General features: G+C 62.4%; 19 protein-coding genes. 9 read left to right on the top strand and 10 right to left on the bottom strand.

Features of this window, described 5'->3' with window-relative positions:
• Window positions 1–5: 5 nt before the first annotated feature.
• From ACK1U9_RS17645 to yaaA, 8 genes are all read right to left on the bottom strand, one after another.
• Window positions 6–1,448 (bottom strand): alginate O-acetyltransferase, encoded by a 1,443-nt coding sequence (locus ACK1U9_RS17645; protein ID WP_046617050.1) that lies wholly within the window; start codon window positions 1,446–1,448, stop codon window positions 6–8.
• A gap of 13 nt (window positions 1,449–1,461) precedes the next feature.
• Window positions 1,462–3,021, bottom strand: a complete 1,560-nt coding sequence (algG, locus tag ACK1U9_RS17640) for a mannuronan 5-epimerase AlgG (protein WP_085601193.1) — start codon at window positions 3,019–3,021, stop codon at window positions 1,462–1,464.
• Window positions 3,022–3,043: 22 nt separating this feature from the next.
• Window positions 3,044–4,522, bottom strand: a complete 1,479-nt coding sequence (locus ACK1U9_RS17635) for an alginate export family protein (protein ID WP_449110066.1) — start codon at window positions 4,520–4,522, stop codon at window positions 3,044–3,046.
• On the bottom strand, window positions 4,519–5,946 hold the full coding sequence (algK, locus tag ACK1U9_RS17630; RefSeq protein ID WP_046617053.1) for an alginate biosynthesis TPR repeat lipoprotein AlgK: 1,428 nt from the start codon (window positions 5,944–5,946) through the stop codon (window positions 4,519–4,521). Before algK ends, ACK1U9_RS17635 begins: the two co-directional genes overlap by 4 nt.
• A gap of 12 nt (window positions 5,947–5,958) precedes the next feature.
• Window positions 5,959–7,125 carry an alginate biosynthesis protein Alg44 gene (locus ACK1U9_RS17625; protein ID WP_153670508.1) on the bottom strand — a complete coding sequence of 389 codons (1,167 nt, stop codon included), beginning with the start codon at window positions 7,123–7,125 and terminating at the stop codon, window positions 5,959–5,961.
• Between the two features lie 36 nt (window positions 7,126–7,161).
• A complete protein-coding gene (locus ACK1U9_RS17620; protein WP_046617055.1) occupies window positions 7,162–8,643 on the bottom strand; it encodes a glycosyltransferase family 2 protein in 1,482 nt (493 codons plus the stop codon).
• Between the two features lie 73 nt (window positions 8,644–8,716).
• Entirely contained in the window at window positions 8,717–10,033 is a 1,317-nt protein-coding gene (locus ACK1U9_RS17615) for a nucleotide sugar dehydrogenase (RefSeq protein ID WP_003257136.1), read from the bottom strand.
• An 867-nt stretch (window positions 10,034–10,900) separates the two neighbouring features.
• The gene (gene yaaA, locus ACK1U9_RS17610) at window positions 10,901–11,680 is read right to left on the bottom strand and encodes a peroxide stress protein YaaA (RefSeq protein WP_153670509.1); all 780 of its coding nucleotides are present in this window, start codon (window positions 11,678–11,680) and stop codon (window positions 10,901–10,903) included.
• A gap of 137 nt (window positions 11,681–11,817) precedes the next feature.
• Between yaaA and ACK1U9_RS17605 the strand changes: the two genes are divergently transcribed.
• The 5 genes from ACK1U9_RS17605 to moaE all read left to right on the top strand — a co-directional run bounded on the left by ACK1U9_RS17605 (window position 11,818) and on the right by moaE (window position 16,008).
• The gene (locus tag ACK1U9_RS17605; protein ID WP_449110065.1) at window positions 11,818–12,948 is read left to right on the top strand and encodes a polysaccharide deacetylase family protein; all 1,131 of its coding nucleotides are present in this window, start codon (window positions 11,818–11,820) and stop codon (window positions 12,946–12,948) included.
• A 365-nt stretch (window positions 12,949–13,313) separates the two neighbouring features.
• On the top strand, window positions 13,314–14,708 hold the full coding sequence (locus tag ACK1U9_RS17600; RefSeq protein ID WP_046617058.1) for a PhoH family protein: 1,395 nt from the start codon (window positions 13,314–13,316) through the stop codon (window positions 14,706–14,708).
• 135 nt (window positions 14,709–14,843) lie between these two features.
• Window positions 14,844–15,314: a cyclic pyranopterin monophosphate synthase MoaC gene (gene moaC / locus ACK1U9_RS17595; protein WP_108480648.1), complete on the top strand. Its 471-nt coding sequence runs from the start codon at window positions 14,844–14,846 to the stop codon at window positions 15,312–15,314.
• The gene (gene moaD / locus ACK1U9_RS17590; RefSeq protein WP_003251777.1) at window positions 15,314–15,559 is read left to right on the top strand and encodes a molybdopterin converting factor subunit 1; all 246 of its coding nucleotides are present in this window, start codon (window positions 15,314–15,316) and stop codon (window positions 15,557–15,559) included. Before moaC ends, moaD begins: the two co-directional genes overlap by 1 nt.
• A 2-nt stretch (window positions 15,560–15,561) precedes the next feature.
• Entirely contained in the window at window positions 15,562–16,008 is a 447-nt protein-coding gene (gene moaE, locus ACK1U9_RS17585; RefSeq protein WP_046617059.1) for a molybdopterin synthase catalytic subunit MoaE, read from the top strand.
• Window positions 16,009–16,145: 137 nt separating this feature from the next.
• Here the strand turns inward: moaE and rhlB are convergent, their stop codons facing one another.
• Together rhlB and ACK1U9_RS17575 are read right to left on the bottom strand one after the other, a co-directional pair.
• Window positions 16,146–17,609: an ATP-dependent RNA helicase RhlB gene (gene rhlB / locus ACK1U9_RS17580; RefSeq protein ID WP_046616496.1), complete on the bottom strand. Its 1,464-nt coding sequence runs from the start codon at window positions 17,607–17,609 to the stop codon at window positions 16,146–16,148.
• Between the two features lie 101 nt (window positions 17,610–17,710).
• Entirely contained in the window at window positions 17,711–18,367 is a 657-nt protein-coding gene (locus ACK1U9_RS17575) for an alpha/beta hydrolase (RefSeq protein WP_046616497.1), read from the bottom strand.
• Window positions 18,368–18,698: 331 nt separating this feature from the next.
• Between ACK1U9_RS17575 and ACK1U9_RS17570 the strand changes: the two genes are divergently transcribed.
• The 4 genes from ACK1U9_RS17570 to ACK1U9_RS17555 all read left to right on the top strand — a co-directional run.
• Window positions 18,699–19,727: an amino acid ABC transporter substrate-binding protein gene (locus tag ACK1U9_RS17570; protein WP_046616498.1), complete on the top strand. Its 1,029-nt coding sequence runs from the start codon at window positions 18,699–18,701 to the stop codon at window positions 19,725–19,727.
• 67 nt (window positions 19,728–19,794) lie between these two features.
• Complete coding sequence (locus ACK1U9_RS17565; protein ID WP_085601197.1) at window positions 19,795–20,973, top strand: amino acid ABC transporter permease; 1,179 nt, start codon at window positions 19,795–19,797, stop codon at window positions 20,971–20,973.
• A gap of 10 nt (window positions 20,974–20,983) precedes the next feature.
• Window positions 20,984–22,081, top strand: a complete 1,098-nt coding sequence (locus tag ACK1U9_RS17560) for an amino acid ABC transporter permease (protein ID WP_046616500.1) — start codon at window positions 20,984–20,986, stop codon at window positions 22,079–22,081.
• A 10-nt stretch (window positions 22,082–22,091) separates the two neighbouring features.
• On the top strand, window positions 22,092–22,805 hold a 714-nt coding region (locus tag ACK1U9_RS17555), incomplete at its 3' end, for an amino acid ABC transporter ATP-binding protein (protein WP_449110064.1).

Below are 22,805 nucleotides of genomic sequence, written 5' to 3'. Positions count from 1 at the left end.
TCGCCTCACTGGCCGGCCTGCGCGGTCTGCGCGGGCACGGCGAAGTTGTTGCGTTTGCAGAGCTTGGCTTCGACCTTCTGGGTACCGCTTTCCGGCCCCTGCACCTCGAACGCCAGCAGGCTCTGGCTGGCCCAGTCCTCGTCTTCGCGCATCTGGAAGACGAAGCGCCCGTCGGTGTCGGAGGTTTCCGGTTTTTCCAGCTTGATGTCCTCGTGGCGACCGTTGAGGTACCAGAGGGTGGCCTGCAGCACCTTCACCGACGGGTCTTCGAACTTGACGTCCATCTGGATGTTGCGGTTGATCAGGTCTTTGATCACGCCGCCCTTGCCGTTGACCATCAGCTCGTTCTTGCCGGGCTTGAGGGTGGCGCTGGCGCTCATCAGGGCCGGGCGGTCATCGCAGCCGTCGTCGAGCAGACCAAGGATTTGCCGCCAGATGGTTTCCTGGTCCAGGCGATACAGCGGGGAGAATTCCCAGATCAGGATCTTCGGCGGGTTCTTCTGGAATTCCTCGCTGCCCAGGTACTGGATCATCGAGCCTTCCAGGCCGCCGCCGGGGAAGGCGACGTTCAGTACATCGGCACCAATGTACTGTTGCAGGAAACCCGCGAAGTTGTAGTTCTTGCCACTGTGGCTGGTACCCACCAGGGTGATCTGCGCGTTGCCGGCGTCACCGAACAGGTCGTCACCGCCACTGTCGGAGCCTTTGGGCTCGGTGGCGAACTGGTCCATGTACTGGACGGCGTAGCTGGTGCCACAGAGCTGACCGGCGACGTTATGCAAGGTGCCGGTCTTGCCCATGCGCCCGGACTTTTTCGTTTCGAATTCCTTGCGCGGGATGCCTTCGAAGGCCGGCATCTTGTGCACGGTATCGGCCACGATCCTGGCAGCGCGCTCGGCGCCGTAAGGCGTCCAGTGCTGGTCGCCACGGAAGTAGAAGTCCTTGCCCTGGTCGGCAGCGGCCAGCTGTTCGTTGGTCAGCGGCGACAGGTCGGGTACGTTGTAGCCCATGCTGGCAAAGCGCTTGAGCATGGCCTGGTAGTTGCCCAGGGCCTTCTGGTAGTCGAAGGCAGCCTTTTCCGCCGGGTTGAGCATGTTGCGGTTCACCAGGCCACGGGTCGGCTGGTACACCACCACCAGCTCCACGCCGCGCTTCTTGAACGCGTCGTGCACTTGCTGCAGGCGCTTGTAGCCGGCCGGGGTGGTATTGAACTCGGTGCGCAGGTCTTCGCGGGTACGGAACAGCCAGTCGCCCTGGGCCTGCACCAGCGTGGTGAAGTTCTGCTGGTAACGGGTTGTGTAGCGGCTTGGGTCATGCGCTTCAGGGCACAGCTGGCAGCAAGGCTCGGCGCTGAAGGTAGGGGCCTTGACGTCTTCGGCGCGCACGCCCTGGCTGATCGCCAGGAGGGCGGCGGACAGGCCCAGCAGTTTCATCAGATGTGGGGTCATGGTCTGGGCTTCCTTAATCGATCATTTCGGTCTGGCGTTCGACCGGGTCGATCAGCACAGCCTTTTGCTGGCGTACCAGCAGGTCGAGGATTTCGTCCTGGCGTTCGCCCAGAACGCCGTTGAGGCTGATACCGCTGGCCTTGCGCGGGGCGAGCATGGACACCTTGTACAGCTCGACCGACAGCGGCGAGTCGATCGACAGGGGGCCGGAGCCGTTGGCCGACAGTTCGCCACCGACCAGGATCAGCGACACCTTGGTGTCGAACGGGTCGAGGGCGATGTCGCGGTCGGTGTTGGACAGGTCCTTGATGTGGCCGTACACGCCGACCAGACCGTTGGCCATGGCGACGTTTTCGTACAGGCGGATGTTCACGCTGTTACGCACGCGGATGCCGTGGCGGCGGTTGTTGATCAGCTTGTTGCCCCAGATCAGGTTGTCGCCACTTTCGTACAGCGTGATGCCGTCGGTGTGGTTGCGGTAGATCTCGTTGTAGGCGATCAGGTTGTTGACGCTGTTACGGTCGATCACCACGCCCGAGAGCTTGTTGTCGAAGCTCTTGTTGTTGATGATCCAGCTGTCGTTGACCTCACGCGAAACGATGATGCCGTGCTTCTTCTTGGTGCCGTACACCGTGTTGCCGGCGATGATCAGCCGGTGCGAGCGGTCGTGCGGGTCGATGCCGTAGACGATGTTGTCGCGGTAGGTGCTGTCCTTGACCACGAAGTCCTGGGTCTCGTAGCAGTAGAAGCCGTACCACATGTCGCTGAACTCAGAGCCGATGATCCAACCGGTGGGTTCCGGGCGGCCCATGCGCTTGGCCATGTTCGGCGTGTACTGCGAGATGCTCACGCCGTACGATTTGGACTTGGCGTAGCCGAAGCTGGCCATCTTGGTGTTGACGATGTAGGTCTCGGTACCGCCCCACGACAGCAGGAACGGGCGGAATTCCTTGGGCGAGCGGAAGGTCGCCGGGCCATTTTCCTTTTCCCGCCAGCCGGTCACCTGGGTGTCGGTGACGAACAGCTTGCCGTCGTTGACCAGGAACGAACCGCCTTCCTGGGACAGGCGCAGCTGCTTGACCTTGCCGTCGATCTCGAGGATGCCCTTCTGCCCGACCACGATCGGCAGGCGCGCCAGGTACACACCCGGCTCGACTTCGCTGAGGTACTGCTTGGGTACCTTCTTGCTCAGCTCGACCAGGTCGACATGGCCGTCATCGATGAAGATCGCCTGTGGAATGCCATGCTGGCGCTGGACCCACTCGGCCGCCTTGTTGTCGCCGCCGACGAATTCCTTGAGGGTATCCTCCTGGAACATGCGGCGCAGGCTGACCTTGCCCTTGTGGCGGCGGTCGATTTTCTTCTGCACCGCATCAAAGGTGTAGCCGGTCAGGTCAGGCAGCTTCGGCGGGTCCATGTGCAGCGGCTCGATCGGCGCGCTGGAGACCGTGTAGGTCTTGGCCTGCTGCAGTTCCTTGGCGATCACCTGGGGCTCTGCGGCAGCCACCAGGCCGCTGGCCAGCAGCAAGGCGCTGGCCAACAGGCTGTGACGTAAGTGCGGGTGAAGGTTCATAACGGTAAGTCCTCTACCGGCCTCAGAAGCGCCAGATCACGTCGACGAAGGCGCGGTGCATGTACGAGTCCGCTTCCTTGCCATAGGCATCGCCCGGCTTGAACACGCCAGCACGCAGGCGCACCAGGGCAGATGGCTCGTCGATGGCCTGGCTCATCGAAGCCGGCAGCAGGCCTTGCTTGAAGTACTTGGTCACGACCACGTCCATTTCCTGGCCAAGGTCTTTTTCTCCATCGACCAGCGGGCGGTTCACGCCGTTGTCGTTGACCACCGCGTTGATGCCGCTGGAACCGATGTTCTGGTTGCCATCGACACGCCAGAACTTGTGGTAGATGAAGCTGGCGTCGTAGTCGTCGCGCAGCTGCCAGGAGGCGAACAGGGTGGCCGCCTGCAGGTTGCCCAGCTCGCCGCGGAAGGCTTCACCGAAGCGGTGCACGCGCGAACGGGTACCGGTGTAGTTGGAGCGGTTGCTCTCCAGGCCGGTCTGCTCGTAGTTGCTCGAACCGTCGTCGCCACCACCGCCACTGCCACGGGCGTAGGCCGCACCGACCTGCCATTGCGGGTCGAGGCGCAGGCGGATGCCGAGGTCGGTGGCCCAGGCGTTGACATCACCACTCTGCTTGCCGGTGGCCACGGTGTCGTCGCCGACCACCTGGCTGCTGAGGGTGTTGCGGTCACCGGTCAGCCAGGTGACGCTGCCCCAGTAGTTGACGGTGTGGTCGTTGCGCCAGTTGTAGGCGTCGCTGTTGGCTTCCAGGCCCAGCCAGGTGAGGTCGCCGGTGCGGGTCTTGTCCAGCGCATCGACGGTTTCGCCCGGGTTCTTCAGGCTGCCGCCGTCGTGGGTGTGGTGGGCGCGTACACCAACCCAGTGGCCAGGGGTCCACTGCGTGGCGACATTGCCGTAGACGTGCGTACGGTCCTTGTCTTCGGGGGCCAGCTCGGTGAGGTCGGTGCGGTATTCGCTGAAGCGTTGGGCAACGCCCAGGTCGGCCTTGAGCAGGGTGGTGTCGAAGGTCCAGTTCAGCGCCTCGATGTTGGTGTCGCGCCACATGCCATCGTCGCTGCGCAGGCGCTGGCGGCCGAAACGCAGCTGCTCGCCGGGATAGGCGGTGAGGCCGCTGTAGCCGACCCAGAATTCGCGCATGGCCAGGTAGCTCTTGTCCTGCTCACGGCCGTCGGCGGCGGTGTCGGTCGTGGTGCCGTCGTCGTTCTGGCGCAGAGTGTCGGTTTCGATGGTGTCGGTCGCGGTGACGGCTTGGCCCATGGCATAGGCGCTCCAGTTGCCACGCTCGCCATATACCCAAGGGCGCAAGTCGAGACCCAGGCCGTTGACGTCGCCGCCGGAGCGGGTGCCCAGATCACGGTCGTCTTCCGACTGGCCGGTGATCTTCACATCCAGGCCGAAGTTCTTTTCAGCGGTCATTTCCGCCAGGGTCGGGCAGGACCACAGCAGGGCGAAGCTCAGGCCGATGCCGGCTTTCACGAAGGGATTGAGCGTCATAGCGAGTCCTCACCGGTTACTTCTTTTTCATCGTCTTGCAGGGCTTCGATGGCCAGGGTGCTGTTGGCGCCTTGCGCCATGCTGCCGCGTGCCTGCTTCTCTTGTGCCAGCAGTTGCTGGGCCTGGCTGCGCTGGTCAGGCGTAAGTTGCTGGTCGAGCTGCTGCAGCAGTTCAGCGGACTGCGGCGACGGGTTGGCCTGGGCCAGCTGGGCGAATACCCAGGCGTTGCCCGGTTGCGGGCGAATGCCATGGCCTTCGCTGAACAGCTGGGCCAGGGCATAGTCGGCACTGTTCTGCCCACCACGGGCGGCGGCCAGCAGGTTGTCGACGGCCTTTTGTGGCTCGACGTTGCCCAGGTAGCCGCGGCGGTACAGCTGGCCCAGGTAGTAATGGGCGCTGACTTCGCCTGCGTCGGCGGCAGCCTGCAGGTGTTGTTCGGCTTTGGCCGCGTCCGCAGGCACGGTCTTGCCTTCGTAGTACAGGCGGCCCAGCAACAGTTCGGCGCGTGGCTGTTCGGCTTCGCGGCCCTTGTCGATGTAGGCCATCAGCTGGTCGGTATCGCCCAGCTCTGGGAAGTCGTACACCAGTTGCGCCAGGCTGACCCAGGACGCCGGGTTGGCCGGGGCCACCTGTTCGAGCAGGTCCTTGGCGGTTTTCTCGTCGGTCTGGCCGAGGCTGCGGTCAGCCAGTACCCGGGCAACGCTGTCTACCCGGGTGGCCGGTACTGCGCCACGGGCGTAGGCAGCCTTGAGCTGGCCGAGCAGGGCAGCCTGCTGGTCGGCCTGGCCACGCTTCTGGTACACGGTGGCCAGTTCGACGTAGCAGATGTCGGTGCTGTTCAGCGCGGCCTTGCAGATTTTTTCCACTTCGCCCAGATGCTGGTCGTAGGTGCCCTGGGTGCGGTACAGCAGCACCTGGGCCAGGCCCGCTTCCGGGTTGCCGGCGGCGCGCCATTGGTCGATCTGCTGCTGCGCGTTGACCTTGGGGAAGCTCTGCGGGTAGGTCAGGTAGAGCATCGCCAGCGGGATCAGGGTGTTGCTTTCGCCCTGCTTGGCGGCTTGCTTGAGCAGCGTTTCGGCTTCTTCGCGCTCGGCCTGGGTGCTGTCGGGCTTGGCCACCAGCAGGCGGCCAAGGCGCGCCTGGGCACGCGGCGAAATGGCGGCCGCGGCACGGTAGGTAGCCTCGGCTTCCTTGATTTTCGCCGGATCGCGGGTGGCAACCTTGATGTCGGCCAGGCCCACTTGCGCTTCGCTGTAGCCCAGGTCGGCCAGCGCCTTGTAGTTGCGCTCGGCCAGTGCAGTGTCACCGCGCTTCATGGCTTCGTTGGCCAGGCGCTGGTCGGGCAGGCCCGCACAGCCGGCCAGGGTGATGGCAGCAGCCAGGGCACACAGGCCCAGGCTGGCGCTTTTCTTGTGGGGAATCATGTTGTGATCCTCTTACAGCCCACGGGCCATGGCTTTGTCGATCAGCCAGTTCAGCGATGGGCCACGGTCGCTGTTGACCGAAGCCGGGCGACCGGCGAGTTCGGCGGGCAGGGCGCTGTCAGGTTTGATCTGCACACGGATGTCGGCGGCCAGGTCTTCGCTGTTGAGGCTGGCGCTGCTGACGATCTGGCCGGTGCGTAATTCGTCTTCGCCGGCTACCTGGAAGTTGACCCGGGTGCCTGGCTTGACCTCGTCGAACTGGCGGTAGGTGAAGCGCGCCTCGATCATCGGGTTGGTGGTACGCGGGATCAGCTGGAAGATCGGCTGGCCCTTGGCGGCGTACTGGCCGTTGTCGACCAGCTGGCGGGCAACCACGCAATCACACGGGCTGGTGAGGGTGCCAGACAGCTGCTTGCCGAACAGTTCCTCGATCTTCGCCGGCTCCAGCTGTGCGTCTTCCAGGTTGCCCTTGAGCATGTCCAGCATGCTGGTGGTGAAGCTGGCCAGTGGTGCGCCCTTGGCGATCTGGCCACCGCTTTCGACCAGGCTGTTCACGGTGCCGTCGCGCGGCATGGTGACGTTGGTGGTGGGTACCGCGACCACGCCGGCTTCGGCATGGCTTACGAAGTACATGCCGTACAGCGACTTGGCGATGAAGCCGAAGGCGGCGACACCGACCACGAATACACCGAGGGTGACGGTGACTGCCTTGAGGCGGCCGAAGGCGCTCAGGCCACTGCCGCCATCCTTCTGCTTGCGTGCCTTGGTGAAGTTGTCGCGCTGCAAGGTGCTGAGCACATCGCCGGCAGTGATCAGTTCACCCGAGAGGTGCGAGGTGATGATGTGGCGCAGCGTGGCGATGTCGCGTGGCTCGAGGTTCTGGAACTGCGCGCCGGTACGGCCGCTGTCCGGGTTGTAGGAGCGCACCTGGAACTCGATGTCCATCGACAGGCCGAGGTTGTCGACCGTGAACTGCAGCCGCCCGCGGAGCACGTCGCCAACCGACAGTGGTTGCTTGGTGTGGAAGCTCAGGCCTCCGGCGGAAAGATCGTCGACCTTCACATCGTGGGCTTGGCGCTGAGGGTCGAGGAAGCGCAGCTTGGCGGGGATGCGTACCCGGGCGTGCTGGCGCTGGGCTTCGGACTCATGCACGACGTTGACGTTCACGGCGGTATTCATGTGGTTTGTTCCTGTTAGTTCCGATCCGGGTTGGGCTCACACGACCATGAACAGCACAGCGACGAAGATGCTGGCAGCCGAGAAGGTCATGGTCCGCGAGGACCAGGTGTTGAACCATTGTTGAAAGCTGGCGAGGTCACGCTTGAGGGCAGTGGGCTGACGCGTCCAGGACTGCTTGTCGAGGCGGAAGAACACGTAGATCTTCATCAGCGCGCCGATGATCTGGTTGTAATAGAGAATCAGCGGGTAGGCCGGGCCCACGTTATGGCCGGAGCACAGCAGCATGATGGTGAGGATCAGACGGGTGATGCCGATCCACAGCAGGTACACCAGCAGGAAGCCCATGCCGAACTTGAGGCTGGCGATTACCGCCACGGTCAGGCCCAGCAGGCTGGTCCACATCGACACGCGCTGGTCGAACAGCACGATGCTGGTGAACAGGCCCAGGCGGCGCAGGCCGAGGCCCAGCGCGCGGGAGTTCTGCCGCAGGTTGTTGCCGTACCAGCGGTACATCAGTTTGCGGCTGGCCTTGAAGAAGCTCTTCTCCGGCGGGTGCTCGACCGTGTTGATGGCGGCGTCCGGCACGTAGAAGGTGTCGTAGCCCAGGCGCATCAGGCTGAACCAGCTGGACTTGTCGTCACCGGTGAGGAACTTGAAGCGGCCCAGGCGCCAGTGCATCAGCGAGTCGCTTTCGACGTCGGCGATGAACTCGGGGTTGGTCACCACGCTGGCGCGGAACATCGACATGCGCCCGGTCATGGTCAGCACGCGCTTGGACAGGGCCATCGAGCACATGTTGATGTGGCGCTGGGCGAAGCGCAGCTTGTGCCACTCGCTCATGATGTAGCCGCCACGCACTTCGCAGAACTCGTTGGTGGTCAGGCCGCCGACGTTGGGGAACAGCTTGAACCACGGCACGGTCTTGCGTACCACGCCATCGCCCAGCACGGTGTCGCCGTCGATGACCGCCACCACGGCGTTCTCGTCCGGCAGCATGCGCGAGATGGCACGGAAACCGTAGGCCAGGCCGTCACGCTTGCCGGTACCGGCGATGCGCACGATGTCGAGCTTCACGTGGGCGGGCGGGTTGTATTTGGCCCACAGGCTTTTCACCAGCAGTTCGTCCGACATCTCCACCAGCGAGCAGACCACGGTGGTGGGGAAGCCACAGTTGATCGCCTCGCGAATCACCGAGCTGTACACCTGGGCGGTGGTCAGCGCTTCGATGCGGAAGCTGGTCACCATCAGGTAAACGTGGGACGGGTCGGCGTCCTTGCCCATTTTCTGCACCTTGCGGCGCAGGTACGGGTACACGCCGTAGAGGAAGATCATGCCGCGGATGAAATGGGTGGCGCCCATGGAATAGCGCCAGATGCCGACTGCGCCGACCAGGAAGATGAAGTGCTTCGACTGCGAGTCGAAGATATCGGCTGGCAGGGCCAGGGCGATCAGCATGAGCAGACTCATGTAGAGCAGCCAACCGGCGCACTGCAACAGCACTGTCTGGATCCTTTGCATGTTCAGCATCCGTCGAGAATTCGGGAAAAGGTGGGCAGCGGGGGTGGGGAGGCCCCCGCTGCCCGGCCAGCACTTACCAGCAGATGCCTTCGGTACGGCTGGTGGCGCAGGTCGGTTTGCTCATGAAGCCGACCAGGTCGATCACGTGCTTGCCGGCCGGCGCTTGCTGGGCCAACGCACGGAACTGCTCGTCACGGTTGCCCAGGACGATGATGTCGGCGTTGTCGATCACCTTCTGGAAGTCGGCGTTGAGCAGCGACGACACGTGCGGGATTTTCGACTCGATGTAGTCCTTGTTGGCGCCGTGGACGCGGGCGTACTGGACGTTCTCGTCGTAGATGTCCAGCTGGTAGCCCTTGCCGATCAGGCGTTCGGCCAGTTCCACCAGCGGGCTTTCACGCAGGTCGTCGGTGCCGGCCTTGAAGCTCAGGCCGAGCAGGGCGACCTTGCGCTTGTCGTGGGCTTCGATCAGTTCGAAGGCGTTCTGCACCTGCGATTCGTTGCTGCGCATCAGCGAGTCGAGCAGCGGTGCGCGTACATCGAGGCTGGCGGCGCGATAGGTGAGGGCGCGCACGTCCTTGGGCAGGCACGAGCCGCCGAAGGCGAAGCCAGGGCGCATGTAGTACTGGGACAGGTTCAGTACTTTGTCCTGGCAGACCACGTCCATCACGTCACGGCCATCCACGCCTACGGCCTTGGCGATGTTGCCGATCTCGTTGGCGAAGGTGACCTTGGTGGCGTGCCACACGTTGCAGGTGTACTTGATCATCTCGGCCACTTCGATCGGCTTGCGGATGATCGGTGCGTCGAGCTCTTCGTACAGGGCCTGCAGGATGTCGCCGCTGGCGCTGTCCAGTTCGCCGATGACGGTCATCGGTGGCTGGTCGTAGTCCTTGATCGCGGTGCTTTCACGCAGGAATTCCGGGTTGACCGCGACGCCGAAGTCGACGCCGGCTTTCTTGCCCGAGCAGTCTTCGAGGATCGGGATCACCACGTTCTTCACGGTGCCCGGCAGCACGGTGCTGCGTACCACGATGGTGTGGCGGCGCTCGCTGTCACGCAGCACGTAGCCGATTTCGCGGCACACCGACTCGATGTACTCGAGGCCCAGGTCGCCGTTCTTCTTGCTTGGGGTACCCACGCAGATCATCGATACGTCGCTGGCACGGATGGCTTCGGCGAAATCGGTAGTACCGCGCAGGCGGCCGTTGGCGATGCCCTGTTGCAGCAGTGCTTCCAGGCCAGGTTCGACGATGGGCGACTTGCCCTGATTGATCAGGTCGATCTTGGTGCTGGACACATCCACACCGATCACTTCATGGCCTCGCGCCGTCAGGCAACCTGCACAGACCGCACCCACATAACCCAAACCAAAGATGCTGATACGCATCGCTATCACCTCATGTGTTTATCACGTCGGCACCTCCGGAGAGAGCCGGACTGGGTTGATTAACAACAGTTTTCGGGCGCACGGATCCATGGCGAAATGCACACTTCGCCGAGCGCAGGCAAAATAAATCCGGAGCGCAAAAAGTTATGCACTCAAATGTGGCAGTAAAAAGCCATTAATTAAAAAACGTGCCCTGGAATGCAGCCGTCTTTATTGCAAGGCGCTACGTGGCGCTTTGCTGTGCTTGTTTTTTCAAGTGGAAAAATCCTTTGAAATCAACCACTAGGACGAATTGAAAGGGACGCGTCTCTCCTGCATGGACAGGCTCTTCGGGGGTTGCCCGTCATACCTGTCGAAGTTGTTGGGCTGGTAGTGGATACCTGCCGTTGTCATCTGTAAGTCATCTCTCACAGCCCGGGGGCAGGAAAATCGTTACGGCACTATGAGCGATTCGTCGTAGCAGAAGTTCCGGGGTGGGTTCGGTGTGGATGAAAGATTTCTAAATATTTTTTCAGTGGCGGACAATTTCAATCTGATAGCACACGGGTGTTTTGCCCCGATATATAAAGGGCGAAACTGTTGCGAGATATTTTTATGCCAGCATCGAAAAATATTTTGAAAAATTCGTCAAAAAAGCTACGAACGGTCTTATGGCGTTTGGCTATAAGTGGCAGAGTGTCGATTTTTTGGCGTCGGATTTGTGGCGTGATGGCGATATGAAGTGCGCCCTGTTGCGGGGCAGGAGAGATGCGTAAATGGCTGCTGGCCTCTTTGCGGCTAAAGCCGCTCCCACAGGTAGTGCACTGGTCTTGCGTTCAGTGAAGTACCTGTGGGAGCGGCTTTAGTCGGGAAGAGGGCGTGACAGGATCACTCGGAAGGATGATCCCGCAGGAACACCAGGTGGTCCGGCTTCGACTGCTCGGCACTGTAGTAATACCCCTGCACATCGAACTGCTTGAGTTGCTCCGGGTCGCTGATGCGCTGCTGGATGACGAAGCGGCTCATCATCCCTCGCGCCCTCTTGGCGTAGAAGCTGATGATCTTGTACTGGCCGTTCTTCAGGTCCTTGAAGTCGACGTTTATCACCCGGGCCTTCAGCGCGCTGCGTTTCACCGCGCTGAAATACTCGTTGCTGGCCAGGTTCAGCAGCACGTCATCGCCCTGTTCGGCCAGGGCCTGGTTCAGCCATTCGCTGATGCGCGTGTCCCAGAAGGCGTACAGGTCCTTGCCGCGGGCGTTGACCAGCTTGGTGCCCATTTCAAGGCGGTAGGGTTGCATCAGGTCGAGCGGGCGCAGCAGGCCATACAGGCCCGAAAGCATGCGCAAGTGCTGCTGGGCATAGTTGAAATCGTCATCGCCCAGGCTCTCGGCATCAAGGCCGGTGTACACGTCGCCCTTGAACGCCAGCAGCGCCTGCTTGGCATTGGCCGGGGTGAAGTCCGGGGTCCAGCTGCCGAAGCGCGCTGCATTCAGGCCGGCGAGCTTGTCGGACAGGTGCATCAGTTCGCTGATCTGCGCTGGCGACAGGTCGCGCAGCTGCTGGATCAGTTCCTGGGAGTCGTCCAGGTACTGGGGCAGGGTGAAACGCTCGGTCACCGGCGGGGTGTCGTAGTCGAGGGTCTTGGCGGGTGAAATCACCGTCAGCATCGGGTCGGCTCCTGGCATCGTTGGCGGGGAATTCTACGGGCTGTACGGTGCAAGTCCAAACTATGGCGACGATAGTCACAGACCATGGCCGGTGCAGAGGCTATAGTGCGCGTTTCGCCGTTGCGGAGCCTTCAACCGTGCGTATTGCCTCCACCTTGCTGGCCGCTCTGCTGAGCCTGGCCGTGCAGGCCGCCCCGTCATCACCCCAGGTGAGCCTGGACCGCGGCCTGTGGCCCGAACAGCTGGACAGCCCGGCGTTGTTCGATGTGGCCTCGCGGGCCGAGATCCTCTCCTTCGCCCAGGTACTTCACGAAAGCGAACTGCTGGACGACGCGGCGCTGGCGGCACACCTGGGGCTACGGCAAGTCAACCTGCAGAAGGTGCGCCAGGTGCGGGCGCGCATGTGGCAGCGGTTGTGGGAAGGCTATCAACAGGCGCAGCGCAGTTGCGAGCAGGATGCGTCGTTCTGCTATCCGGTGACGTCGATGGCGGAGTTGCGCACGCAAGCGGCGACGTTCGCTGCCGATGTCGGCACTTTCTACACCGGTTGGATCGAGCCTAGCCACCAGTTCCATGTGCGTTACCTGGACGAACAATTGCGCAAGGCGGCGTTGCTGCCGCAGACCAGCAGCGAGGTCGAGCGGCTATCCTCGCGTGAGCGCAATGGGGATGAACTGAACGACCGAATGTTCCTGCTGACCTTCGTCGGCGGGCCAGGGCCGGATGGCGGCAGTACCGACCTGCTGGCGGATTACCTGCGTCGGCAAAAGCTTGAAGGCACGTTCTTCGTGCTCGGCAACCGCCTGCAGCAGCGCCGCGATGCCGGCGCGGCAGATACCTTGCGCAAGCTCTATGCCGGGCAGTGCGTGGGGGTCCAGGGTTGGGAGTACCGCTCCCACGCGCAGTGGACAGGCTGGCAGGACTCGCTGCGACGCAGCCAGGCGCGGGTGCAAGCCGACCTGCCGGAGCAGTATGTGCCATTGTTCCGGCCGCCTTATGGGCAGCGTCGGGCCGATGGCGAGGCGTTCATGGCCAGCCAGCAGTTGCAGGTGTCGTTGTGGGACATCGATGCACAGGATGACGGCGCACTGAGCGCCGAGGCCTCTGCCCAGCGGGTGCTGACCTTGATGCTGCTGTGGCGCAAGGGAGTGATCCAGTTCCATGACAGCCTGCCCAAGGCACAGCCGGCGGTAGAGTGGTTGTTGCGCAATACGGCGCAGAGCGGGATTGGTTGGGAAGATTGCCAGGGATATGCCAACCAGGGGTGATAGGGGGCTGCTACGCAGCCCATCGCCGGCAAGCCAGCTCCCACAGGTACCGTGCATGGCCTGCTGGCGATGGCCCCTGCAAGGCCAGCCTGATTTTTGACTGTAGTCCTCACACGCCCCCTCGCCAACCCCTGTTCGTCATTTGGAAAAATAAACTTCACCTGCACGTAAAAAGACTTTTTCTAGTCATCATTTTTGCGGTATGAAGAAACCAGACAGCCGATTCCTGCAGCACAGGTGGCGTCATCCAGGCCCACCTAGCCAGGTTCGCTTCCCGCCCGTAACAACGCGGATACGGGGACAGCGGCAGTCACTCTGCGGCGTAACAGACCACGCCGTGTGGCTTCGACATAAGGTGACCGAGTATGGATGACCAAGGACGCAACCCTTCCTCCAGCAAGCCTATCCTGTATGTGCTCGATACCAACGTCCTGATTCACGACCCCAACGCGTTACTGAACTTCGAGGAGCACCATGTCGCCATCCCGATGACGGTGCTGGAGGAACTCGACAAGCTCAAGACCGGCAAACAGAGCATCGCCGCCGAATGCCGCCAGGCCATTCGCCTTATCGACCAGACCCTTGGTGACTCCTCGCCCAGCGATGTCGAGCAGGGCGTGCCGATCCAGCGTGGCAAGAGTGGGCCCAAGGGCTTCCTGTCCATCCTGATGACTCCGCGCAACGAGCCGAACAAGCTGCTGCCGGAAAACCTCAACGACAACATCATCATCAACCAGTTGCTCGAAGTACGCGCCCGGCGCACCGACCTGGACGTTGTGCTGGTCACCAAAGACATCAACATGCGCCTGAAGGCGCGTGCCTGTGGCATCGCGGCCGAGGACTACAGCACCGATCAGCTGGTCGATGACGTGTCCTTGCTGTCCAAGGGCTACCATTCGGTCACCGGCTCGTTCTGGGACCGGGTGAGCAAGGTCGATACCCGTCAGGAGCGTGGCCGCACCTGGCACCGCGTGCAATTGATCGACAACCTGCCGGCGGTTCACGTCAATGAGTTCATCATCGATGAACAGGGCTTCGTCGGCTGGATCAAGGGTATCCGCAACGATGAGCTGCTATTGCTCGACCTGCACCAGGAGCCGCTGCTGCACCAGGAAGCGTGGGGTCTGAAGCCGCGTGACATCCACCAGAGCCTGGCGCTGTTCGCCCTGCTCGACCCGGATATCCACCTGGTCAACCTGACCGGCGCAGCCGGTTCCGGCAAGACTATCCTGGCCCTGGCTGCGGCGATAGAACAGACCATGGTCAGCAAGCGCTACCGACGCATCATCGCCACCCGCAGCGTGCAGGGGCTGGATCAGGAGATCGGCTTCCTGCCGGGCACCGAGGCCGAGAAGATGGAACCCTGGCTGGGTGCCATCACCGACAACCTCGAAGCCTTGCACATGGATGACGAAAGCACCCATGGCAGCGTCGAGTACATCCTCGAGCGCGTGCCGTTGCAGTTCAAGTCGCTGAACTACATCCGTGGCCGTAGCTTCCAGCAGAGCCTGATCCTGATCGACGAGTGTCAGAACCTGACGCCGCACCAGATGAAAACCATCATCACCCGTGCGGGTTCCGGTTCCAAGGTTGTCTGCCTGGGCAACCTGGCGCAGATCGACACCCCCTACCTGTCCGCGACCAGCTCGGGCCTGACCTACCTGACCGAGCGCTTCAAGGACTTCCCCCATGGCGTGCATATCACCCTGCAGGGCGTGCCACGCTCGGTGCTGGCCGAGTACGCCGAGTCGCATCTGTAACCCTCGGTGCCGGGCGGTTCTCCGCCCGGCCTCTTCGCGGGCGTGCCCGCGAAGAGGCCGGCCCGGTTGACGCACCCTCTGCTCAAACCTGACTCACAGGTTTACACTGCGAATTCCCTTCACAGGAGCAGAGCAGTGCTGACACATCTTGATTCCCAGGGGCGGGCCAACATGGTCGACGTCACTGAAAAGGCCGTGACCGAGCGCGAGGCCACCGCCGAGGCGCGGGTGCGCATGTTGCCGCAGACCTTGCAGATGATCGTCGACGGTGAACACCCCAAGGGCGACGTGTTCGCCGTGGCGCGCATTGCCGGGATCCAGGCGGCGAAGAAGACCAGCGACCTGATCCCGCTGTGCCACCCGCTGATGCTGACCAGCGTCAAGGTCGAGCTCAGCGCCGAAGGGCAGGACGCCGTGCGTATCGTCGCCCGATGCAAGCTGGCCGGGCAGACCGGCGTGGAGATGGAAGCGCTGACCGCCGCCAGCGTGGCTGCGCTGACGATCTATGACATGTGCAAGGCTGTGGATAAAGGCATGGTCATCGAACAGGTGCGCCTGCTGGAAAAACTCGGTGGCAAGAGCGGCCACTACAAGGTGGAGGTGTGATGAAGGTCAAGGTGATGTACTTCGCCCGTTACCGCGAACTGCTGGGCGTGGATGCCGAGCGGGTGGAGGGTGCGTTCAAGGTGCTCGACGATGTGCGCCAGGCCTTGGTGGCCAAGGGCGGGCAGTACGAAGTGCTGGCCGAGCAGAACCTGATGTGTGCGCGCAACGAAGAACTGTGCAAGCTCGATGAACCGCTGGAAGAGGGCGATGAAGTGGCATTCTTCCCGCCGGTGACCGGAGGCTGAACATGGCTGTGCGAGTACAGGAGGGCGCGTTCGATCCGGGGGCCGAGACCAGCGCCATGCACGCGGCGAATGTCGGCGTGGGCGCGGTGGTCGGTTTTGTCGGCTACGTGCGGGATTTCAACGATGGCCGCGAAGTGGCGGGGATGTTCCTCGAGCACTATCCGGGCATGACCGAAAAGGCCTTGGCCAAGATCGTGGTCGAGGCCGAGCAGCGCTGGCCGTTGCTCAAGGTGGAGGTGCTGCACCGCATCGGTGCACTGGAGCCGGGTGAGCCGATCGTGTTCGTAGGTGTGGCCAGTGCCCATCGGCAGGCGGCGTTCGATGCCTGCAACTTCATCATGGACTACCTCAAGACCCGGGCGCCGTTCTGGAAGAAGGAAAATACCCAGGAAGGGGCGCGGTGGGTAGAAGGGAAGCAGAGTGACCAGGATGCCGCCGAGCGCTGGTAGATCCTTGTTTGATGGCCGGGGAGGAGCCCCGGTTCGCGGGAGAACCCGCCCACACAGGTACTGCACAGGTTTCGAAAGCTGTGCAGTACCTGTGGGAGCTGGCTTGCCGGCGATTGGGCTGCAAAGCAGCCCCAGCATCAGTGATGCTTGCGCGGCACCGGCTTCAGCAGCTCATCCGGCGGCATTTCACACTTGATCTTGCGCCCCAGCAGCTCTTCGATCGCCGGCAGCTGGTACGAGTCATCCTCACCGGCAAAGCTGATCGACACACCACTGGTGCCTGCACGGCCAGTCCGGCCAATGCGGTGCACGTAGTCGTCCGGGTCTTCCGGCAGGGTGAAGTTGATCACGTGGCTGATGCCATCGATGTGGATGCCACGCCCCGCCACGTCGGTGGCCACCAGCACAGTGATGCGCCCTTCGCGGAAGTTCTCCAGGGTGCGGATACGCTTGTGCTGCGGCACGTCGCCCGACAGCTGCGCGGCATTGATGCCGTCGCGCACGAGTTTTTCCTCGATGCGCCGCACTTCGTCCTTGCGGTTGGCGAATACCATCACCCGTTCCCACTTGTTCTGGGTCACCAGGTTGAACAGCAGCTTGTACTTGTCGCTGCCGGCCACCGCATAGACGTGCTGCTCCACCGTTTCGCTGGCAACGTTCTCCGGCTCGATCTCGACGATGGCCGGGTTCGTGGTCCACTGCTTGGCCAGGTTCATCACATCGTCGGTGAAGGTGGCGGAGAACAGCAGGGTCTGGCGCTCGCTTTTCGGCGGCGTCTGGCGAATGATCTGACGCACCTGGGGGATGAAACCCATGTCGAGCATGCGGTCGGCTTCGTCCAGCACCATCACCTCGACCATGTCCAGGTGCACCTCACCGCGCTGGTTGAAGTCCAGCAGGCGGCCCGGAGTGGCCACCAGGATGTCGCAATGGCGCGCTTCCAGGGCCTTGAGCTGCTTGTCGAAGTCCATGCCGCCGACGAAGCTCATCACGTTCAGGCCGGTGTACTTGGTCAGGGCGATGGCATCCTTGGCGATCTGCACCACCAGCTCGCGGGTGGGCGCGATGATCAGCGCGCGTGGCTCGCCCATGTAGCGTTCCTTCGGCGGCGGCGTCTGCTGCAGCTGGGAAATGATCGAGATCAGGAACGCTGCAGTCTTGCCGGTACCGGTCTGGGCGCGGCCGATGGCGTCCTGGCCACGCAGGGTATAACCCAGCACCTGTGCCTGGATCGGCGTGCAGTACGGAAAGCCCAGGTCGTGGATGGCGTGCATCAGCTCGTTGGATAGCTTGAAGTCGTGGAAGCGGGTCTTGCCTTCCTGCGGCTCGACCACGAAGTCCTCCGGTTTCCACAGGCTGGCCTGTGGCTTGGGCTTGCGCTCGCGACGCGGTTTGTCCTTGGCCGGCTTGTCGGCGGCTGGCGTAATGGTGGCAGGCTGCTCGGCCAGGGGGGCGTGGGTGGCGCGTGAGGCGGCCGGTTTTGCCGCAGGCTGGGCCTCGCTGGCGGGGGCGGGCGCGGGCGGCGTCACGCTGGCAGCAGGAGCGACGGCCTGTGGCGCGGCGTCTCCCTTGCCGAAGATTTTCTTGAGTGCCTTGAGCACGATCGTCTCGTCAACTGGTTAAGGAATGTACGCCGGGCAGTGTAATGCAAGATTCAGGCGCGGCGTAGTGGAATAGCCTTACAACTACATGCGGCCCTGGCTTATTGCAATTGCTTGCTCAGCCAGTCGTGGATGTCGCTCAACTCTTCCACCACCACTTCATGTTCCATCGGGTATTCGTGCCAGCGGGCGGCCACGCCCCAGGTATTCAGGTACTCGAAGGCGGTGCGGCCCATCGCGGGGATCACCACCGGGTCGTGCACGCCGTGCAGGCACAGGGCCGGGGTGCGTTGCTGGCAGGCGCTCAACTGATGCTGGTCGTTGAAGGTAGGGGCGTAGGTGGACAGGGCGATCACCCCACCCAGTGCTTCTTGCCACTTTATATAGGCAGTGTGCAGCACCACCGCGCCGCCCTGGGAGAAACCGGCCAGGAAGATCCGCGACAGGCTGATGCCTTTGGCCTGCTCGGCCTTGATCAGGGCAATGAGCTGCTCGGCCGATTCTTCCAGCTGCGCCTCGTCAATGGCGCGGGCCGGGGTCATGGCCTTGATGTCGTACCAGCTGGGCATGGCGTAGCCGCCGTTGATGGTTACCGGGCGGGTTGGAGCCTGGGGCATGACGAAACGGGTGCTGAGCAGGCGTTCCTGCATGAATTCGGCCACTGGTAGGAAGTCGTAACGGTCGGCACCCAGGCCGTGCAACCAGATCACACAGGCGTCTGCGGTTTTCTGCGGTTCGAGAATCAGCGGATTGGTCATGACTGCTCCGAAAGTGTGCGGGTCTTGTTATGGCGTGCGTGAAAAGAAGGCGCTGGAAATGATTGTCGGAAAAAGAATGTCGCAACGATACAACTTTCCCTACTTGACTTGCGCTTAAACGCTACAGCCAGAAATTTTGGTACGCGCTTTGCAATTCCACCAACGATGCAAAGGGCAGGCCGTGACGGTAACACCCTTTGCACGCGAAGGCTGTCACAGAACAGTCCATTGCGCCATTGACCCAATAACAAGCCAACACGGGTCGGATACGCCTCAAAAGGGTGCGGTGCAATTCCGGCTCGATACAACAAGAGCGATTTGGAGGTTGTGAATGAAGATGTTGAAAACCACCCTGGCAGTCCTGGCCGCTGCTGCCGCGCTGGGCGCCGTGAGCAACGCCCAGGCCGGCGCCACCCTCGATGCGGTAAAGAAGAAGGGCTTCGTCCAGTGTGGCGTGAGCGACGGTCTTCCAGGGTTCTCGGTACCTGATGCACAGGGCAAGATCATTGGTATCGACGCTGACGTCTGTCGCGCCGTGGCTGCCGCCGTGTTCGGCGATGCCACCAAGGTCAAGTTCAGCCAGCTCAACGCCAAGGAACGCTTCACCGCCCTGCAGTCGGGCGAAGTCGACGTGCTGTCTCGCAACACCACCTGGACCAGCTCGCGCGATGCGGGCATGGGCCTGGTATTCGCCGGTGTTACCTACTACGACGGCGTCGGCTTCCTGGTCAACAAGAAACTGGGTGTTTCCAGCGCCAAGGAGCTCGATGGCGCGACCATCTGCATCCAGGCCGGTACCACCACCGAGCTGAACGTGTCGGACTTCTTCCGCGCCAATGGCCTGAAATATACCCCGATCACTTTCGATACCTCTGACGAAAGCGCCAAGTCGCTGGAGTCCGGTCGTTGCGACGTGCTGACCTCGGACAAGTCGCAGCTGTTCGCCCAGCGTTCCAAGCTGGCCGCGCCGGCCGACTACGTGGTACTGCCGGAAACCATTTCCAAGGAACCGCTGGGCCCGGTGGTGCGCAAAGGCGACGAGGAATGGTTCAGCATCGTCAAGTGGACCCTGTTCGCCATGCTCAACGCCGAAGAGGCGGGCATCACCTCGAAGAACGTAGAGGCCGAGGCCAAAGGCACCAAGAACCCGGACGTCGCCCGCCTGCTGGGTGCGGACGGTGAGTACGGCAAGGACCTCAAGCTGCCCAAGGACTGGGTAGTGCAGATCGTCAAGCAAGTCGGTAACTACGGCGAAGTGTTCGAGAAGAACCTGGGCCAAAGCACCGACCTGAAGATCGACCGTGGCATGAACGCCCTGTGGAACAACGGCGGCATCCAGTACGCGCCACCTGTGCGCTGATGGCTGCACCCTGCGGCGGCATCCCGCCGCCGCAGGCTGTTCGGAACCCTACTGTCCGGGGCACTTCATGCAAAATCGAATCGGCGCACAAAAGGGTTTATCCCTGAGCGATCCACGTGTGCGCGCGTGGCTGTTCCAGATCCTCACGATAGTCTTCGTGGTCGGTCTGGGCTGGTATCTGTTCCACAACACGCAAACCAACCTGCAACACCGGGGCATCACCTCGGGCTTCGACTTCCTCGACCGCAGTGCCGGCTTCGGCATCGCCCAGCATCTGATCCCCTACGTGGAATCCGACAGCTATGCGCGGGTGTTCGTCATCGGCCTGCTCAATACCTTGCTGGTGACCTTCATCGGCGTGGTACTGGCGACCATCCTCGGCTTCATCATCGGTGTGGCGCGGTTGTCGCCGAACTGGATGATCAACAAGCTGGCGACCGTGTATGTGGAAACCTTCCGCAACATCCCGCCGTTGCTGCAGATCCTGTTCTGGTACTTCGCAGTGTTCCTGACCCTGCCGGGACCGCGGGGCAGCATCAATATCGACGACACCTTCTTCATCAGCAACCGTGGCCTGAACATGCCCGGCGCATCCATGGCCGAAGGCTTCTGGCCGTTCGTCGTGGCGCTGGTCCTGGCGCTGCTGGCCATCGTGGCGATGGTGCGCTTTGCCAACAAGCGCTTCGACGAGACCGGCGTGCCGTTCCACAAGTTCTGGGTGGGGCTGGCAATGTTCATCGCCATTCCGGGCGTTTGTGCACTGCTGTTCGGCAGCCCTGTGCACTGGGAAGTGCCGCAATTGAAAGGATTCAACTTCGTCGGTGGCTGGGTACTGATCCCCGAGTTGCTGGCGCTGACCCTGGCGTTGACCATCTATACCGCTGCGTTCATCGCCGAGATCGTGCGCTCTGGTATCCGTTCGGTCAGCCATGGCCAGACCGAGGCCGCGCACTCGCTTGGCCTGCGCGAGGGGCCGACCCTGCGCAAGGTGATCATCCCCCAGGCACTGCGGGTGATCATTCCGCCGCTGACCAGCCAGTACCTGAACCTGGCGAAGAACTCATCGCTGGCAGCCGGTATCGGCTACCCGGAGATGGTCTCGCTGTTCGCCGGTACCGTGCTCAACCAGACCGGCCAGGCTATCGAGGTGATCGCCATCACCATGAGTGTCTATCTCGCCATCAGCATCAGCATTTCGCTGCTGATGAACTGGTACAACAAGCGCATTGCGCTGATCGAGCGGTGAGGATACGCCCGTGAATGCCCATGTTTTCAAACCTGACATGCCGCCACCGGTGAAAACCGTCGGCGTGCTCGCATGGATGCGTGCCAATCTGTTCTCCAGCTGGCTCAACACGCTGCTCACCCTGTTTGCCATCTACCTGGTATGGCTGATCGTGCCACCGCTGCTGCAGTGGGCGTTGCTTGACGCCAACTGGGTCGGCACCACACGCGCCGACTGCACCAAGGAGGGCGCCTGCTGGGTGTTCGTGCAGCAGCGCTTCGGCCAGTTCATGTATGGCTACTACCCGGCCGAGTTGCGCTGGCGCGTGGACCTCACCGTGTGGCTTGCCGTGCTTGGCGCCGCGCCGCTGTTCATCAAGCGTTTCCCACGCAAGGCCTTCTACGGCCTGGGCTTCCTGGTGCTGTACCCGCTGCTGGCCTACACCCTCCTGCACGGGGGCGTGCTGGGCCTGGAAAACGTACCGACCAGCCAGTGGGGCGGGCTGATGCTGACCCTGGTGATCGCCACCGTGGGCATTGTCGGCGCATTGCCGCTGGGCATCCTGCTGGCCTTGGGGCGGCGCTCGAAGATGCCGGCGGTGAAGGTGGTGTGCGTGACCTTCATCGAGTTCTGGCGTGGCGTGCCGCTGATCACCGTGCTGTTCATGTCATCGGTGATGCTGCCGTTGTTCCTGCCTGAGGGCATGAGCTTCGACAAGCTGTTGCGGGCGATGATCGGCGTGATCCTGTTCCAGTCGGCGTACATCGCCGAGGTGGTGCGTGGTGGCCTGCAGGCCATCCCCAAGGGCCAGTACGAAGCTGCCGCGGCCATGGGCCTGGGCTACTGGCGGGCGATGGGGCTGGTGATTCTGCCGCAGGCGCTCAAGCTGGTGATCCCCGGCATCGTCAACACCTTCATTGCCTTGTTCAAGGACACCAGCCTGGTGATCATCATCGGCCTGTTCGACCTGCTGAACAGCGTCAAGCAAGCCGCCGCCGACCCGGCCTGGCTGGGCATGGCTACCGAGGGCTACGTGTTCGCCGCCCTGGTGTTCTGGATTTTCTGTTTCGGTATGTCCCGCTACTCCATGCATCTGGAGCGCAAGCTGGACACTGGCCACAAGCGTTAGGAGTTTCGAAATGAGTGAAGCGATCAAGCAGCCTGCCGGCCCCGAAGGCATCATCCAGATGCAGGGCGTGAACAAGTGGTACGGCCAGTTCCATGTGCTCAAGGACATCAACCTGAACGTGCGCCAGGGCGAGCGCATCGTGCTGTGCGGGCCGTCCGGCTCGGGCAAATCCACCACCATCCGTTGCCTCAACCGCCTGGAAGAGCACCAGCAGGGGCGCATCGTGGTCGACGGTGTGGAGCTGACCAACGATCTCAAGCAGATCGAGGCCATTCGCCGCGAAGTGGGCATGGTGTTCCAGCACTTCAATCTGTTCCCGCACCTGAGCATCCTGGAAAACTGCACCCTGGCGCCAATGTGGGTGCGCAAGATGCCACGGCGCAAGGCCGAGGAAATTGCCATGCACTATCTGGAGCGGGTGCGTATTCCGGAGCAGGCGCACAAGTACCCAGGGCAGTTGTCCGGTGGCCAGCAGCAGCGTGTGGCGATTGCCCGCGCGTTGTGCATGAAACCGAAAATCATGCTGTTCGACGAGCCGACCTCGGCGCTGGACCCGGAAATGGTCAAGGAAGTGCTCGATACCATGGTGGGCCTGGCCGAGGATGGCATGACCATGCTCTGCGTGACCCACGAGATGGGCTTTGCCCGGACCGTGGCGAACCGGGTGATCTTCATGGACAAGGGCGAGATTGTCGAGCAGGCGGCGCCGGATGACTTCTTCGAC

The organism is Pseudomonas sp. XP1, assembly GCF_053557675.1.
Note: the sequence above shows the minus strand (reverse complement) of the source record. Positions and strands in the feature narration are given on the sequence as shown.